The sequence below is a fragment of the Gordonia sp. N1V genome, assembly GCF_029269935.1.
Lineage (GTDB): Bacteria > Actinomycetota > Actinomycetes > Mycobacteriales > Mycobacteriaceae > Gordonia > Gordonia polyisoprenivorans.
This window is the reverse complement of the sequence record NZ_JARJDD010000005.1, coordinates 333755-347842: the sequence shown is the minus strand read 5'-3', so window position 1 is coordinate 347842 and position 14088 is coordinate 333755. Positions and strand designations below refer to the sequence as shown.

General features: G+C 68.2%; 13 protein-coding genes. 2 read left to right on the top strand and 11 right to left on the bottom strand.

The window, feature by feature from the left end; all coding sequences use genetic code 11:
* Positions 1-287: 287 nt before the first annotated feature.
* A complete protein-coding gene (locus P3L18_RS09605) occupies positions 288-1406 on the top strand; it encodes a MerR family transcriptional regulator (RefSeq protein ID WP_276113961.1) in 1119 nt (372 codons plus the stop codon).
* Between the two features lie 33 nt (positions 1407-1439).
* On the opposite strand, the gene P3L18_RS09600 is transcribed toward P3L18_RS09605, so the two are convergent.
* The 6 genes from P3L18_RS09600 to P3L18_RS09575 all read right to left on the bottom strand — a co-directional run bounded on the left by P3L18_RS09600 (position 1440) and on the right by P3L18_RS09575 (position 4879).
* Complete coding sequence (locus tag P3L18_RS09600; protein ID WP_006372795.1) at positions 1440-1814, bottom strand: hypothetical protein; 375 nt, start codon at positions 1812-1814, stop codon at positions 1440-1442.
* Positions 1811-2665 (bottom strand): VOC family protein, encoded by an 855-nt coding sequence (locus P3L18_RS09595; RefSeq protein WP_006372796.1) that lies wholly within the window; start codon positions 2663-2665, stop codon positions 1811-1813. Before P3L18_RS09595 ends, P3L18_RS09600 begins: the two co-directional genes overlap by 4 nt.
* Before the next feature lie 14 nt (positions 2666-2679).
* Entirely contained in the window at positions 2680-2988 is a 309-nt protein-coding gene (locus P3L18_RS09590; RefSeq protein ID WP_006372797.1) for a hypothetical protein, read from the bottom strand.
* 155 nt (positions 2989-3143) lie between these two features.
* A complete protein-coding gene (locus tag P3L18_RS09585; protein WP_026920127.1) occupies positions 3144-3365 on the bottom strand; it encodes a DUF3263 domain-containing protein in 222 nt (73 codons plus the stop codon).
* Between the two features lie 321 nt (positions 3366-3686).
* A complete protein-coding gene (locus P3L18_RS09580) occupies positions 3687-4517 on the bottom strand; it encodes an adenylate/guanylate cyclase domain-containing protein (protein ID WP_006372799.1) in 831 nt (276 codons plus the stop codon).
* Positions 4514-4879, bottom strand: coding sequence for a hypothetical protein (locus tag P3L18_RS09575; protein WP_020171316.1), 366 nt, complete (start codon positions 4877-4879; stop codon positions 4514-4516). The genes P3L18_RS09580 and P3L18_RS09575 overlap by 4 nt, the downstream gene beginning before the upstream one ends.
* A 119-nt stretch (positions 4880-4998) precedes the next feature.
* On the opposite strand from P3L18_RS09575, the gene P3L18_RS09570 reads away from it, so the two are divergent.
* A complete protein-coding gene (locus tag P3L18_RS09570; RefSeq protein WP_006372801.1) occupies positions 4999-5343 on the top strand; it encodes an RNA polymerase-binding protein RbpA in 345 nt (114 codons plus the stop codon).
* A gap of 164 nt (positions 5344-5507) precedes the next feature.
* On the opposite strand, the gene P3L18_RS09565 is transcribed toward P3L18_RS09570, so the two are convergent.
* The 5 genes from P3L18_RS09565 to cobN form a co-directional block, all read right to left on the bottom strand.
* Positions 5508-6308 carry a polyprenol monophosphomannose synthase gene (locus P3L18_RS09565; RefSeq protein ID WP_020171317.1) on the bottom strand — a complete coding sequence of 267 codons (801 nt, stop codon included), beginning with the start codon at positions 6306-6308 and terminating at the stop codon, positions 5508-5510.
* Positions 6295-8070: an apolipoprotein N-acyltransferase gene (lnt, locus tag P3L18_RS09560; RefSeq protein ID WP_276113960.1), complete on the bottom strand. Its 1776-nt coding sequence runs from the start codon at positions 8068-8070 to the stop codon at positions 6295-6297. Before lnt ends, P3L18_RS09565 begins: the two co-directional genes overlap by 14 nt.
* Positions 8067-9695 (bottom strand): amidohydrolase family protein, encoded by a 1629-nt coding sequence (locus P3L18_RS09555; protein WP_079929726.1) that lies wholly within the window; start codon positions 9693-9695, stop codon positions 8067-8069. The genes lnt and P3L18_RS09555 overlap by 4 nt, the downstream gene beginning before the upstream one ends.
* Before the next feature lie 87 nt (positions 9696-9782).
* Positions 9783-10289, bottom strand: coding sequence for an FxsA family protein (locus tag P3L18_RS09550; protein ID WP_006372805.1), 507 nt, complete (start codon positions 10287-10289; stop codon positions 9783-9785).
* Between the two features lie 104 nt (positions 10290-10393).
* Positions 10394-14050 (bottom strand): cobaltochelatase subunit CobN, encoded by a 3657-nt coding sequence (gene cobN / locus P3L18_RS09545; protein WP_276113959.1) that lies wholly within the window; start codon positions 14048-14050, stop codon positions 10394-10396.
* Positions 14051-14088 lie beyond the last annotated feature (38 nt).

Sequence of the window (14088 nt, the reverse complement as noted above, 5' to 3'; positions counted from 1 at the left end):
AATCCACACGATCACCCACCACCCAGTCTCGGCCCACCCGGGCTGGGTCCACCCGACCGTCACCGACCACAGGCACCACGAGGCGACATCAACTACTTCCTCGCCCACCCCGACGCAGCCTGACCAGACCAACGATCCAACAACCACACACACGCGAAGTCACCGGCACACCACAACGGACGCCGGTGACCTCGCCATGCGTTGATGACGGGGCACACCTCTGCGCCATCCTCGAATCCGGCTGAGCGGCTTGACCTTCAGGTAGGTCGAGGTCCGATGATGTCCCGGTGACCAATTCGGAGATGATGTCGATCGGGGCGTTCGCCGATGCGTGCGGCCTGACGACGAGCGCCCTACGTTTCTACGACGACGCCGGGCTACTGCGGCCAGATCGGGTCGATCCAGGCTCGGGCTACCGCTGGTACACCCCGGGCCAATGTGACCGTGCGGTCCTGGTTCGACGCCTACGAGAAATCGGCATGCCCATCGTGGGGGTGCGGAAGATGCTCGACTCCGCACCGCTCGATGCCAAGCGTTGTCTCGACGATTACCTCGCGGAGATCATCGGCGCGGCCGAAGCCGCACGGTCGACTGCCTCGCTCATCAAGGCACAGTGGGACATTCAGCCAGAACCCGGTGTGACGACGATCAGTGGACCGATGTTTGCCGCCGCGACCGACCAGGTTCTCACCACCACGGCATGCGACGCGGAGTTCGCCGTCCTCAGCGGCGTTCGCGTGGAGATCGAAAACGGGGCTCTCACAATGACTGCCACCGATCGCTTTCGGCTCACGACTCGGTCGCTCGTCGCCGGGCAGACGGGCGCGACGTGTGCGGGCACGGTCCACGCAGACGACCTGCGCCGGTGCCTGGCCGATCTCCGACACTCCCCTGTCGTTGAGCTGACTGTCGACGACGACGGCCTCACGATCACGCTTCCCGGCGGACGCCGGCGTCACTGCCGATTGATCGACGACACCTTCCCGGATCATCGTGCGCTGCTCGGGGCGCTGCCGACTCCGACGACAACGATGCTGACGTCGAGGACCGGACTGCTCGACGCACTCGAGCGCGGCCCCGCAGAATTCGTCGAGATGCAGATCGATGAGGGGCGGATCGCCCTTCGCCCGTACCCGTGCCCGTCCGACGACGACTCCGACTCTGGCACCGCAGAGCTCGGCGACGAGATGCGCCTGGTGGCCGAGGTGACAGGTGTAGCGCTGACCCTCTGGTTCGAGATGACGACGCTCTATCCGGCGATCAGCACCGCGATCGGCGCGGACGTGCTCGTCGAACTCCGCGGCAGAGATCAGCCCGCCACGATCCGCTCGGCCGATCGTGGCGAACTGACCACACTGGTGATGCCGGTCAGGAACCCTGCGTCCGCCGGCCGGGTCGCGTCCTGACCTTCGGGAGCAACGCATAGCCGGGCGCCGCACTCAGCCGACCGGGTCGAGAACCACCCGCACCGACACCGAACCCTTCTCGTCGCGTGTCGCGACGGCATGTCCTGTCCGCTCGGCGCCGTCGAGCAGCAGCGACAGCGGTCCACCGTTCCCGGTGAAGTTGCGCCACCACTTCTTCTTGTCCGGCAGCGCCACTCCGATCAAGACGGTGTCACGAGGTGCCCCTCCCTCGGAGGTCGCAGTGCCGTGTCGATACGCGACCGGCAGCCGGAACGTGGCGCCCGACCGACGGCCGGTGTAGGTCACCACGGTCATCGACCTGCCCAGTGCCGGACCGACGACCGGTAATCCGAACAGCGGGATGACCGCTTTGTTGGTCATGGCTGCTGCGGAGGTGAACAGGCTCATCGGGCTCCTTCGTCGTGGACGGATGCGGCACGGCGCGGGTGGTCAGTGCCGATGACGGTCGAACGGCCGATGATGATCGAACGCGTCGCAAGGGCATCGTCGTTGATGGTGGCCACCTTGGTACCCGGTTTGCGGCCGTCTCGGACCTCGGAGATGCCGACCCCGGCGTCGGTCAGGCGACGATGGGTAGCCCCAATGTCGGTGCTCCCCCACGCAATACCCCATAGGCGGATGGGCTCGTCGGCGGGCGCGCTGTCGGGGACGACGACTTCCACGACGAGATCGCCTCGGCGGAAGAACAACTGTCGCAGACCGTCGACGACTCGGCGGTCGAGCCGGAAATCCAGTCCGAGCGTGGCACCGAACAGCGCGACCGCGTGATTGCGATCGGGGCTGGAGAACACGAGATGATCGATACCGGCGATGTCGGCGGCAACCTCGGGCGCCGACACGGTCAGCCCGCGATCGGCCACCGGGTCGGCCGGGGTGACACCGAAGGGCAACGTGTCGACATGCCACTCCCCGCGCACGTCATCTCCCGTCGGTGCCGTCAGCTCCAGACCGCGCCGCCGGAGTAGGCGCACATGACCGTCGGCGTCGGGGACTCCGAAGAGTACCCGGTGCTGATCACCAGATGTACTGGGCCGCAATCGGATTCGAGCAGCGAACACGCCGATGTCGTCGGTGGGCTGCGACAGACCGAGCAGCCTTGCATATGCCGCGGCCGATGCGTCGACGTCGGGCGTGCCGAGATCGACAACGGCAACCGGGTCGTGCGGTCCGGTCGGTGCCGTGGCGGTGGGTCCGGTCTCGATCCCGCTCGGGACGTCGGTGTCGGCGTCATGGGCCATCGGAGAAATGCTCCTCATCGTCTGTGTCGGCCGCGACGGCCGCGCGGGGGTCGGGGTGGCTCCTCGCGCGGCGGGCTGCTGGTGATGTGCCACGACCCGCAGTCACAGCGATAACACCGCAGCGTCGGCGCACGCCGACCGACCTGCCGTATCCGGCCGATCCCCTCGATGGCTGCCGCCTCCGAACCGAAGGCGTCCTTGTACGGCGTCGGACAGTCCCGATACACCGGCGCCGGACGCCGTCGACGCCGCGGGGTCAGGTCTGTCCGCGCCTCCACACCTCGATAGAACTGCTCGAGGTCGTCGTCGGAGAAAGGCGTCATCACTGCACCACCACCGATCTGCGACGGCGCGTCGACCTCTTCTGTCGGTCGCAAGCATCCGGGTGGTTGCCTGATCGGGTGGGCACATACCCAGCCTGCCATCCTCCTCGGCGTGACGTCGCGTCAGCGCGCCGAGCGCTCGGCGTGTTATCGGCTCAGCGCGCCATCCACAACCGCCGGCGGATCACCTGGCGCATCCGCCGCAATTCGGAGTTGCTCAGTCCGCTCGGCGGTGCCTCGTCGACGAGCTGATCGACCTGCGCGAAGAAGTCACGATCGGTCAGCCCGAACTGCTCGGTGATCTCACGGGACGAGCCACCGCCCAATGTGTACCAACTCGTCTCGAAGTCGATCATCTGCTGCTGCTTGTTGTTGATCACTGTCATGGTGCCGCCCAACCATCGTGGTGTTTCCGTGCGCACAGAACACTCTCGGTCTTGGCTCGGCCGAGAATGTTGCAGGAGTGCGGTTGACGTCCTTTGTACACCGCGACGGTGACCGAGGGCAGTCATTTGTGCACCGACGAGGTTAATCCCCGCGAGCTCTTTCCACAGGTATCGAAACACCTTGTCGCAGTGGACGACTACGTCGGTCTTTCTCGCCGTGGCGGACGTGCCGGAAATGTCTCGACGGACCGATCTCTCATCGCGGGGTCAAGGGTCGCGACGACGTCGCCGGGACCGGTCCGATCCGCTGTGCTACGCGTCGTATCGGGGAACCACCGCGTATACGGTCAGTTCCCGGGGAACGCCCTTGGCCTTGAAACGGCGGCGTCGGCGGCGGGCATAGCGCTGCGGATCGACGCTCTCGAGGGTCGCGTCGCTGATGAGCAGTTCACCCGCGCCGGCGGCACCGGCAACGCGTGCCGCGATATTGACGTCGACGCCGACGAAGTCGTCGCCGACCGCGCGAGGTGTACCGGTGTGCAGGCCGGCCCGCAGCTGAGGACGGTAGCCGTCGATCGTGAGTGCGCTGACCGCACCGATCGCCTCGTAGGCGGCCACGATCGCCTCGTCGGGATCGGTGAACATCGCCATCACCCCGTCCCCGAGGTTCTTGACGATCCGGCCGCCGTGCTGCCGGACCACCTGCTCGGTCGCGGTGTTCACTTCTCGCAGAAGTCGCAACACCTGATCATCGCCGGCTGCGAGAGCCCAGGTGGAGAACGCCACGAGGTCGGTGAACAGGATGGTCACGTCGACCGGTGTGTCCGCGGAGTGCCCGCGCCGCCGGGTCACCGATTGCCAGGCCTGTACCGCAGCGAGACCCAACTCTCTGGTTGCACTTGGCTTTTCAGGTCTGGCGTCAGCGATCAACCGGGCCAATCGGTCCGACGGTCGGGAGTCGGTGATCGATGGTGGTGCGTCCGGCAGCAACCTGCGGACCGCGCGGATCGCCCGGATGCCGGTGGAATTGGCGTCGGCGCGGGCGAGAGCATCTGCGGCGCGGGCACTCAGCGGTGCCGGTTCGGGACCCGATGGCGGTTCGGGATTCGGGTCGGATGAATCGGGGGCGTCGCCGGCGTTCACCGCAGTCGCTCCGCGTCTCGCGCCAAGGACAGCAGCTCGTCGGCGAGACCGGACAGAGTGGCGCGGTCGGCGTCTTCGCCCACCGCGGTGGCGAGGTCCTCGGCGGCACATCGCAGGGCGAACATCCGGTCCCCGAACTCCGCGACCTCGGCCGAGGACAAGATCACCGCATCGTCGGGAATAGAAGTACCCGCCACGAGCGCTCTCTGTTCGTACGCCCGCTGTCGACATGACCGTTTGCAGTACTTGCGTCGCCGACCCATCTCGGAATCGGCCATGGCCGAGCCGCACCACGCGCACGCGTAGGTTCGCCGGGAACGGGTCGCATCCACGGCACAGACCGTACCGTGCGCGGTACTCATCGCGACACAAGCCGCGCGCGGTGTCGCGTGCATCGGGCGTCACGGATCAAGAAGAGTAGAATGGTTCTGTTCAGCAGCTGGTTTGGTCAGCGAGCAAGCCGAGAGGAAAGCAGTAGCAAATGGCAGATCGAGTACTTCGGGGTAGCCGCCTCGGTGCGGTGAGCTACGAAACCGATCGTGATCACGATCTCGCGCCGCGGCGGATTGTCCAATACCGCACCGACAACGGGGAGATCTTCGACGTCCCGTTCGCCGACGACGCCGAGGTGCCGTCGAAGTGGCCGTGCAAGAACGGCATGGAGGGCACCATCCTCGAGGGCGCCGAGCCCGAGGAGAAGAAGGGCAAGCCGCCGCGCACCCACTGGGACATGTTGCTCGAGCGGCGCAGCGAGGAAGAGCTCGAGGTCCTGCTCAATGAGCGCCTCGACCTGCTCAAGCAGCGCCGTCGCGGAGCGACGAATTGATCGAGCGCTGCGGAGCGACGAATTGATGCTGCGGGGCGACGAATTGATTGAGCTCTGGGGGGCGACGAACTGATCATCTGATCATCGCCGACTCAGGCATACAGACGGGCGGCCCGGGAGATCGTCTCCCGGGCCGCCCGTCGTTCTGTCTGTCTGGTGCGTCGTCAGCGCCGTACGCCGAGTTGGGCGAGCCGACTCTGCACACCCCAGCGGAACACCTTGACGAAGGCCTCCGACATGACGCCACCGCTCATCTTCGACTGACCGATCTCGCGTTCGGTGAAGGTGATCGGAACCTCACGGACGTCGAAGCCCGCCTGGATCGATCGCCATGCCAGGTCGATCTGGAAGCAGTACCCGGCGGATTCGACTGTATCGAGGCTGATCTTCTCCAGCACCGCGCGGCGGTACGCGCGGTAACCGGCCGTGATGTCGTGGATTCCGGCACCGAGCGCGAGACGCGCGTAGGTGTTGGCGCCCCGCGACAGGATCTCGCGCCGGCGCGGCCAGTTGACCAATTCGCCACCCTTGACGTAGCGCGAGCCGATGACCAGGTCGGCGCCGTCGTTGATCGCCGCAAGCAGGGCGGGTAGTTGTTCGGGAGCGTGGCTGCCATCGGCATCCATCTCGATGATGACCTCGTAGTCGCGTGCGAGCCCCCAGGCGAATCCGGCCAGGTAGGCCTTACCGAGTCCGTCCTTGTCGACCCGGTGCAGGACGTGGATGCGGCCTGCGACGTCGGCGGCGGCCAACTCGTCGGCAACCTCACCGGTACCGTCCGGGCTGGAATCGTCGACGACGAGCACGTGGATGGCGCTCAGCGCGGTCTGCAGGCGACCGATGATGAGTGGCAGGTTCTCGCGCTCGTTGAAGGTCGGGATGACGACCAGCGCTTTCTCGCCGTCGGGCCCGACCACGGTGGGTCGCTCGACACCACCGGCGGGCGATCGGTCACTGTTCGTCACCGGTGTACTCCTCCGACTTCTCCGGGGCGGTGCCGGCACCCTTGTGAGGCCGCACCGCCGTGAATCTCTGAGTGAACCTAGTACGCATTGCCACCGCGACCAAAAGCGCCACCACCGCGAGGAGCATCGCGATGCGCTCCGGCCATGCTCCCAGACGGGTGGCGATCGTCGTGGCGGAACTCAACGGAAGCCGGTCGGCGAGGATCGCCGGGGTGAAGATGTCCGATTCCGACGTCATCGATCCGTCTGGTTCGATGAGTGCGCTGACTCCGCTGGTCGCGGCCACGATCACGGCCCGACCGTGCTCGACCGCCCGGAATTGCGACATCGCGAGCTGCTGGTAGGTCATGTTCGTGCGACCGAACGTGGCGTTGTTGGTGGGTACGTACAGGATCTGGGCGCCCTGATCGACCGCGTCGCGTGCCGCCCGGTCGAAGGCGACCTCCCAACACGTGGTGACCCCGACGGTGACGTCACCGGAACGTCCGGGCACGGTCAGCACCGACGGGCCGGTGCCGGGGCGGAAGTTGCCTGCCATGTCGGCGTAGGACGAGAACATCCGGAAGAACGGACGCCACGGCAGGTATTCGCCGAAGGGCTGGATGATGTGCTTGTCGTACCGCGCGATGGGGCCCCGGCTACCGTCCCAGACCAGCACGGTGTTGGTCGGGCGACCGTCGGGTTCGACGATCAGCGTGCCCACCAGGATCGGTGCGCCGACGGCGTCGGAGGCGGCGGTGATCTCTGCGGCGGCGTCGGGGTTGTCCAGTGGATCGATGTCGGAGGCGTTCTCGGGCCACGCGACGAACGACGGTTGCTCGATGTGGCCGGCGTTGATCTCGTCGGCGAGCGCCATGGTTTCTCGGACGTGGTTGTCGAGGACGGCGCGCCGCTGGGCGTTGAACTCGAGTCCGAGTCGCGGCACATTGCCCTGGACCGCCGCGATCTGCGCCGAGGCACCCGATACGTTGCGGTCGACGGTGTCGGGCAGTAACGCGATCGCCGAGACCGGCGCGAGCAGGGCCAGGACGATGCCCAGTGCGGCGCCGCGGACGACCGAGGATCGTGGGCCCATGCCGACCGCGGTGTCCCGGCGGGCGGCGAGCTGGATCACCCAGACCACCGATGCGCCGAACAGTGCGACCGCCCCGGACACCCCGGGCGCCCCGAGGACCGACGCCAGCGGCAGCAGCGGACCGTCGACCTGACTGAATGCGGTTCTACCCCAGGGGAATCCGCCGAAGGGAAAGGACGACCGCAGTCCCTCGACCAGCACCCACGACAGTGCGAACCAGATCGGCGGCACGGGCAGACGCATCGTCAGCGTCGCGCACACCCCGAACAGGGCCAGGTAGGCGGCGAGCGCGGCGGCGAGCGCCAACCACGGCAGGGGTCCGACGTACACACCGATCCAGGGCAGCAGGGGGACGAAGAACCCGAGACCGTATACGAAGCCGATCCAGGCCCCGGTCCGGGCGCGGGGACGCCCCTCAGCCAGCAGCCCGTAGAGCAGTCCGAGTGACACCACCGCCATGAACCACCAGTTGCGGGGTGGGAAGGCCGAGAACATGGCGAGCCCGGCCAGGGCGGCGAGGACGGTGCGTACCGCCCACAGCGTTCGGCGGTGTGCGGCGGGCGAGGCGGTGGTCCAACGGTCGCGCAGCCGATCCCGGCGCCGCGGTGGGGACTGCTCGGTGCCGGCGGAGCGATCCGCATCGGCAACGGTCCCGGGGACGGCGTCGGTTCCCGGTGCGGGCGTCACCAATCGCCCCGGTCGACGTCGTGGATGATCGAGCCGGCGCGGACGGTCCGCACGCATCGTGGCAGGCGGGCGTCGGGTGAGACGTCGGGCAGCGCGGGTACGCGCGATCGCGGATCGGTCGACCACCGCTGCACCCCGGCGTGCGAGCCGGCGACCACGAGGTCGTCGGCTTCCCACACCGCATAGTCGGCACGCGCTCCGGGTTCCAGCGTGCCGGTCAGTCCGTCGTGCACACCGCCGGCGCGCCACGCGCCGCGTGTGCAGGCGCCGAATGCCGCCCGCGCCGAGATCGCCGACGACGCCCGATGTGGGTGCACCGCAGCTCGGATGGTTGCCCACGGATCGATCGCCGTCACCGGCGAATCGGAGGAAAACGAGAGTGCCACACCGGCTTTGGCGAGCATTGCGAAGTCGTTGAGGCCGTCGGCGCGAGGCCCGAGCCGTTGGGCATACAGCCGTTCACGTCCACCCCATTCGGCGTCGAACAGCGGCTGCATGCTCGCGATCACTCCGCAGCGGGCCAGGATCGCGGCGTCGGTGGCGTCGGTCATCTCGACGTGTTCGAGCCGATGGGCGCAGCGTGCCAGAGCCGGTGTGCCGAGTTCGTCGGCGACCGAGGCGAACGCGGCGATGACGGCCTTGGTCGCGGCGTCACCGATCACATGGAAGCCCGCCTGCGCGCCCGCCAGCGTGCAGGCGTGGATGTGCGTCCGGATGGTCTCGGGTTCGAGATAGTTGATGCCGCTGGTGTCCGGATCGTCGGTGTAGGGCTCCCGCAACCACGCGGTGTGCGAGCCGAGAGCGCCATCGACGAACAGATCCCCGGCCAGCCCGTCGGCGCGGGTGATGGAGAGCAGCTCGGCGGCATGCTCGGCGTCCTGCGCCGCCTGCCCCCAATAGCGGCGCACCTCCACCGGGTGGTCGAGGTCGGCCAGGGCGAGGAAATCGTCGAGGCCGGCGATCTCGGGTCCGCCGTTCTCGTGCACCGCCACCACTCCGGCGGCGGCCGCGGCGTCGAGTGCCCGGCGCTGCCACCGGGCGCGGGTCGCCGGGGTCACCAGTGTCCGGGCAGCGGCACGCACGAGGTGGTGTGCCTGGGCGACGAGCGGCGCATCGGGGTCGTACCCCTCGGCGGCGTCGAGGTCGGTGACCAGCCGGCGCAGCGCGGTGGAGGCGACCGCCGAGTGCTCGTCGATGCGCGCGAGGTAGACCGGGCGGTGACCGACGACGTCGTCGATCTCGGCTGTCGTGGGAAACCTGCGGTCATCCGGATCGACGCCCGCCCAGGTGGAATCGTCCCACCCGAGCCCCCAGATCAGCTCGTTCTCGTCGGCTCCGTCCGCGGCGGCCGCGAGGCGTGCGAGACAGTCGGTACGGCTGGTGGACTCACTCAGCGTCAATCCGTCCAGGGCGAGTCCGGTCGACGTCAGATGCACATGGGAATCGACGAAGGCGGGTGCGACGAAGCGCCCGGCCAGATCGATGATCCGGGCATCGGGGTGCAGGGCTCGGCCCACGGCGTCGGAGCCGACCCACGTCACGACGCCGTCGGTGACGGCGAGCGCGGTCGCGTCGGGAACGCTCGATGAATAGACGAGTCCGCCGAGCAGGAGTTCGGTAGCCACGATCGTCCAGTGTGCCCTGAGTGGGGTCGGCAGGTGTCGGGGGGTTTGGTGCGGTGCGGATCGAGGCGACGGCGGTCGGCGCGGTGATCAGTGTCCGGGCGGTAGCTGCCGGTCGCCGGCCGGGGTGGCACCTGCATGCGCCGGGTCGCCGGGAGCAGGCGAATCGACGACGGTGCCGTCGATGACGGTGCCACGTCGGAAACCCGAGGTCGCATAGATTCCGGCGCGATCCATCGCCACCACGAGACGGCGGGCGCCGAACGCGGTCACCGCGGGCCGGACCAGGCGCCGGGTGGGCGGTGCGAGCAGCACGATGCCGGCCAGTGTGGAGACCACGCCGGGGATGATCAGCAGGATCGAGGATCCGGCCATGATGGCGGTGTCGGCGAGTGGTGCCCGGGCGTCGACCTCATTGCGGGAGGCGCGCCGGAGTTCGCCGAAGACCTTCGCACCCTGCCAGCGCAGCATGAGGAAGCCGACGACGGCCGCGGCGATGGTGATGAGCACCGCCCACCCGAAGCCGAGGGTCATGGTCATCGCCACGAACACGCCGATCTCGACGGCGAGATAGAGCAGGGCATACGCGAGTCGCATGAGTCGGCCTTTCGTTGCGTGTCTGCACCGCTCAACGAACGAGGCGCCGGTTTTGCTCCGCAACCCGGGCCCACCGACTCTGGGAAAACACTGAGAAATCCGCGCTACTCCCCGTCGCGCCCCTCGATGTCACCCTCGGTCTGCAGATACACCGCCCGGAGGTCGTCGAGCATCTGCGCCGGGGGCTCGTGCCACATATCGCGCTCGACGGCTTCGAGGAGGCGTTCGGCGATGCCGTGCAGCGCCCACGGGTTCGACTCGGCCATGAACTTCTGATTGTGCTCGTCGAGGACGTAGGACTCGGTGAGCTTTTCATACATCCAGTCGGCGACGACGTCGGTGGTGGCGTCGTAGCCGAAGAGATAGTCGACGGTGGCCGCCATCTCGAAGGCACCCTTGTATCCGTGGCGCTGCATCGCCGAGATCCACCGCGGGTTCACCACGCGCGCCCGGAACACGCGACTGGTCTCTTCGGAGAGTGTGCGTGTACGCACCGCGTCCGGGCGGGTGGAGTCGCCGATGTAGGCCTCCGGAGAGCGTCCCGTCAATGCGCGCACCGTCGCGACCATGCCGCCGTGGTACTGGAAATAGTCATCGGAGTCGGCGATGTCGTGCTCGCGGGTGTCGGTGTTCTTGGCGGCCACCGAGATCCGCCGATACGCGCTGCGCATGTCGTCGACCGCCGGGATGCCCGACAGGTCGCGCCCATAGGCGTACCCACCCCATTCGGTGTAGACCCGTGCCAGATCGTCGTCGGTGCGCCAGTCCCGCGAATCGATCAGTTGGAGCAGACCCGCACCGTAGGTCCCCGGTTTGGAACCGAAGATACGGGTGGTGGCCCGACGCCGGTCGCCGTGCTCGGCCAGTGCGGCACGGGCATGGGCCGCAACGAAATTGGAGTCATCGGGTTCGTCGGCGTCGGCGGCGAGGGCGACGGCGTCGTCGAGCATGGTGACCACGTGGGGGAATGCGTCGCGGAAGAAGCCGGAGATGCGGACGGTCACGTCGATCCGGGGCCGGCCGAGTTCGGCGAGGCCGATCAGTTCGAGCGCCGACACCCGGCGCGACGCCTCGTCCCAGACGGGCATCACGCCGAGCAGCGCGAGCACCTCGGCGATGTCGTCGCCCGAGGTGCGCATCGCACTGGTGCCCCACACCGACAGCCCGACCGACGCGGGGTATTCGCCGTGGTCGCCGAGGTAGCGCTCGAGCAGGGAATCGGCCATCGCCCGCCCGGTCTCCCACGCGAGGCGCGACGGTACGGCCTTGGGGTCGACCGAATAGAAGTTGCGGCCGGTGGGCAGCACGTTGATCAGACCACGCAGCGGCGATCCGCTGGGACCGGCCGGGATGAACCCACCGTCGAGGGCGTGCAGCACGCGCGGGATCTCCCCGGAGGTCTGTCGCAGCCGCGGGACGACCTCGGTGGCCGCGAAGCGCAGGATGTCGGCGACCGCGGGCGGATGCCCGGTGGCCACCTCGGCGACGGTCTGTTCCGACCAGTCCCCCGCCGCACACGACTGCACGATCTCGCGGGCGAGGTGTTCGACGGCGTCGACGTCGGTGCGCGCGGCTTCGCCGCTGCCCTCGGTCAGGCCCAGGGCCTCACGCAGTCCCGGGAGGGCCGCCGTCCCGCCCCACAGCTGTCGGGCGCGCAGCATGGCGAGTACGAGGTCGACCTCGTGCTCGTCGGCGGGAGCCTGTCCCAGCACATGCAGTCCGTCGCGGATCTGCACGTCCTTGATCTCACAGAGCCAGCCGTCGACATGCAGGAGCATGTCGTCGAAGACCTCTTCGTCGGGGCGCTCGGTCAGCCCGAGATCCTGATGCATCTGCGCCGCGGTGAGCAACGTCCAGATCTGCTGACGGATGGCCGGCAGCTTGGCCGGATCGAGGGTGGAGATGTTGGCGTGCTCGTCGAGGAGTTGCTCGAGACGGGCGATGTCGCCGTAGGACTCGGCGCGCGCCATCGGCGGGATCAGGTGATCGACGAGCACCGCATGGGCGCGTCGCTTGGCCTGGGTGCCCTCGCCGGGATCGTTGACGAGGAAGGGGTACACCAGCGGCAGATCGCCGAGGGCGGCATCGGTTCCGCAGTCCGAGGACATGCCGAGTGTCTTACCGGGCAACCATTCCAGGTTGCCGTGTTTGCCGATGTGCACCACCGCGTCAGCGCCGAAGCCGGGGATGTCGCCCGCTCGCCCCGCCCGCCCGGCGACCCAGCGATACGACGCCAGATAGTGGTGCGACGGTGGCAGATCCGGGTCATGATAGATCGCGACCGGATTCTCCCCGAATCCGCGCGGTGGCTGCACCATGATCGCGGTGTTGCCGAAAACCAGTGCGGCGATGACGATGTCACCGTCCGGATTGGTCGAGCGGTCGACGAACAACTCCCCCGGCGGCGGCCCCCAGTGTCTCGTCACAGCCTCACGCAACGCAGCGGGCAGCGTCGCGAACCAACGCGTGTAGTCCGCCGCCGACACCCGAATCGGGTTGGCGGCCAACGACTCCTCGGTCAGCCAATCGGCATCCTGACCGCCCGCTGCGATGATCGCATGGATCAGCGCATCGGAATCGTCCTCGGCCAGACCGGGAATGGCGTCCGGGCCGGATTCCGGGCCGATGTCGTATCCCGCGTCGCGCATTGCCCGCAGCAACGACACCAGACTGCGCGGGGTGTCGAGGCCCACGGCGTTGCCGATGCGGGCGTGCTTGGTCGGATACGCCGAGAGCATCAACGCGATACGACGTCGGGCCGCGGGGGTGTGGCGCAGCCGGGCATGGGCCGCGGCGATGCCCGCGACCCGTGCACATCGCTCCGGATCGGGACGATAGGTGGGCAGCCCGTTCTCGTCGAATTCCTTGAACGAGAACGGCACCGTGATGATCCGGCCGTCGAACTCGGGCACGGCGACCTGGGTGGCGACATCGAGCGGCGAGAGCCCGTCGTCGTTGGCGTCCCAGTCGGCCCGCGAGGACGTGAGGCACAGGCCCTGCATGATCGGGATATCGAGGGCGGCAAGGCGTTCGATGTTCCAGGCATCGTCGTCACCGCCCGCCGACGCGGTGGCCGGGGTGGCGCCGCCGGCCGCGAGGACGGTGACGACGAGCGTGTCGGCGGTACCGAGCAGCTCGATGAGGTCGTCGGGAGCGGTGCGCAGCGACGCACAGAACACCGGCAGTGCGCGGGCGCCGGCGTCCTCGATGGCGCGGCACAACGCGTCGATGTAGGCGGTGTTGCCGGCCAGATGCTGCGCCCGGTAGTAGAGCACGGCGATCGTCGGAGTCGACCCGTCGTGGCCCGCGTTGGCAACGTCGGCGCGCGCAGTGCCGGAGCGATCGAGGATTCCCCATGCGGGGGTCTGCGCGGGCGGATCGAAGCCGAGGCCGGTGAGCAGCAGTGTGTCGGAGAGGAAGTTGTGCAGGTTCTCCAGATTGCTCACGCCCCCCGCCGCGAGGTAGTTGTGGGCCTGCTGGGCGACTCCGGCGGGAACGGTGGAGCACGCCATCAGATCGGGGTCGGGCTGCTGCTCACCGGACAGGACGACGACCGGGCGACCGGCGGCCAGTACAGCTTCCAGCCCGTCCTCCCACGCGCGGCGCCCACCGAGGATCCGGACTACGACGATGTCCGCCGGCGCAACCAGATCGGCGATGTCGTCGACCAGCAGCCGCGACGGATTGGCGATCGCATAGTCGGCGGCCGCGGCATGGGCGGTGATGAGGTCGGTGTCGGAGGTCGACAGCAACAGGATCATGAGAACTCCTCACCGGGGTGGCGCGCCCGGTCGTGTGG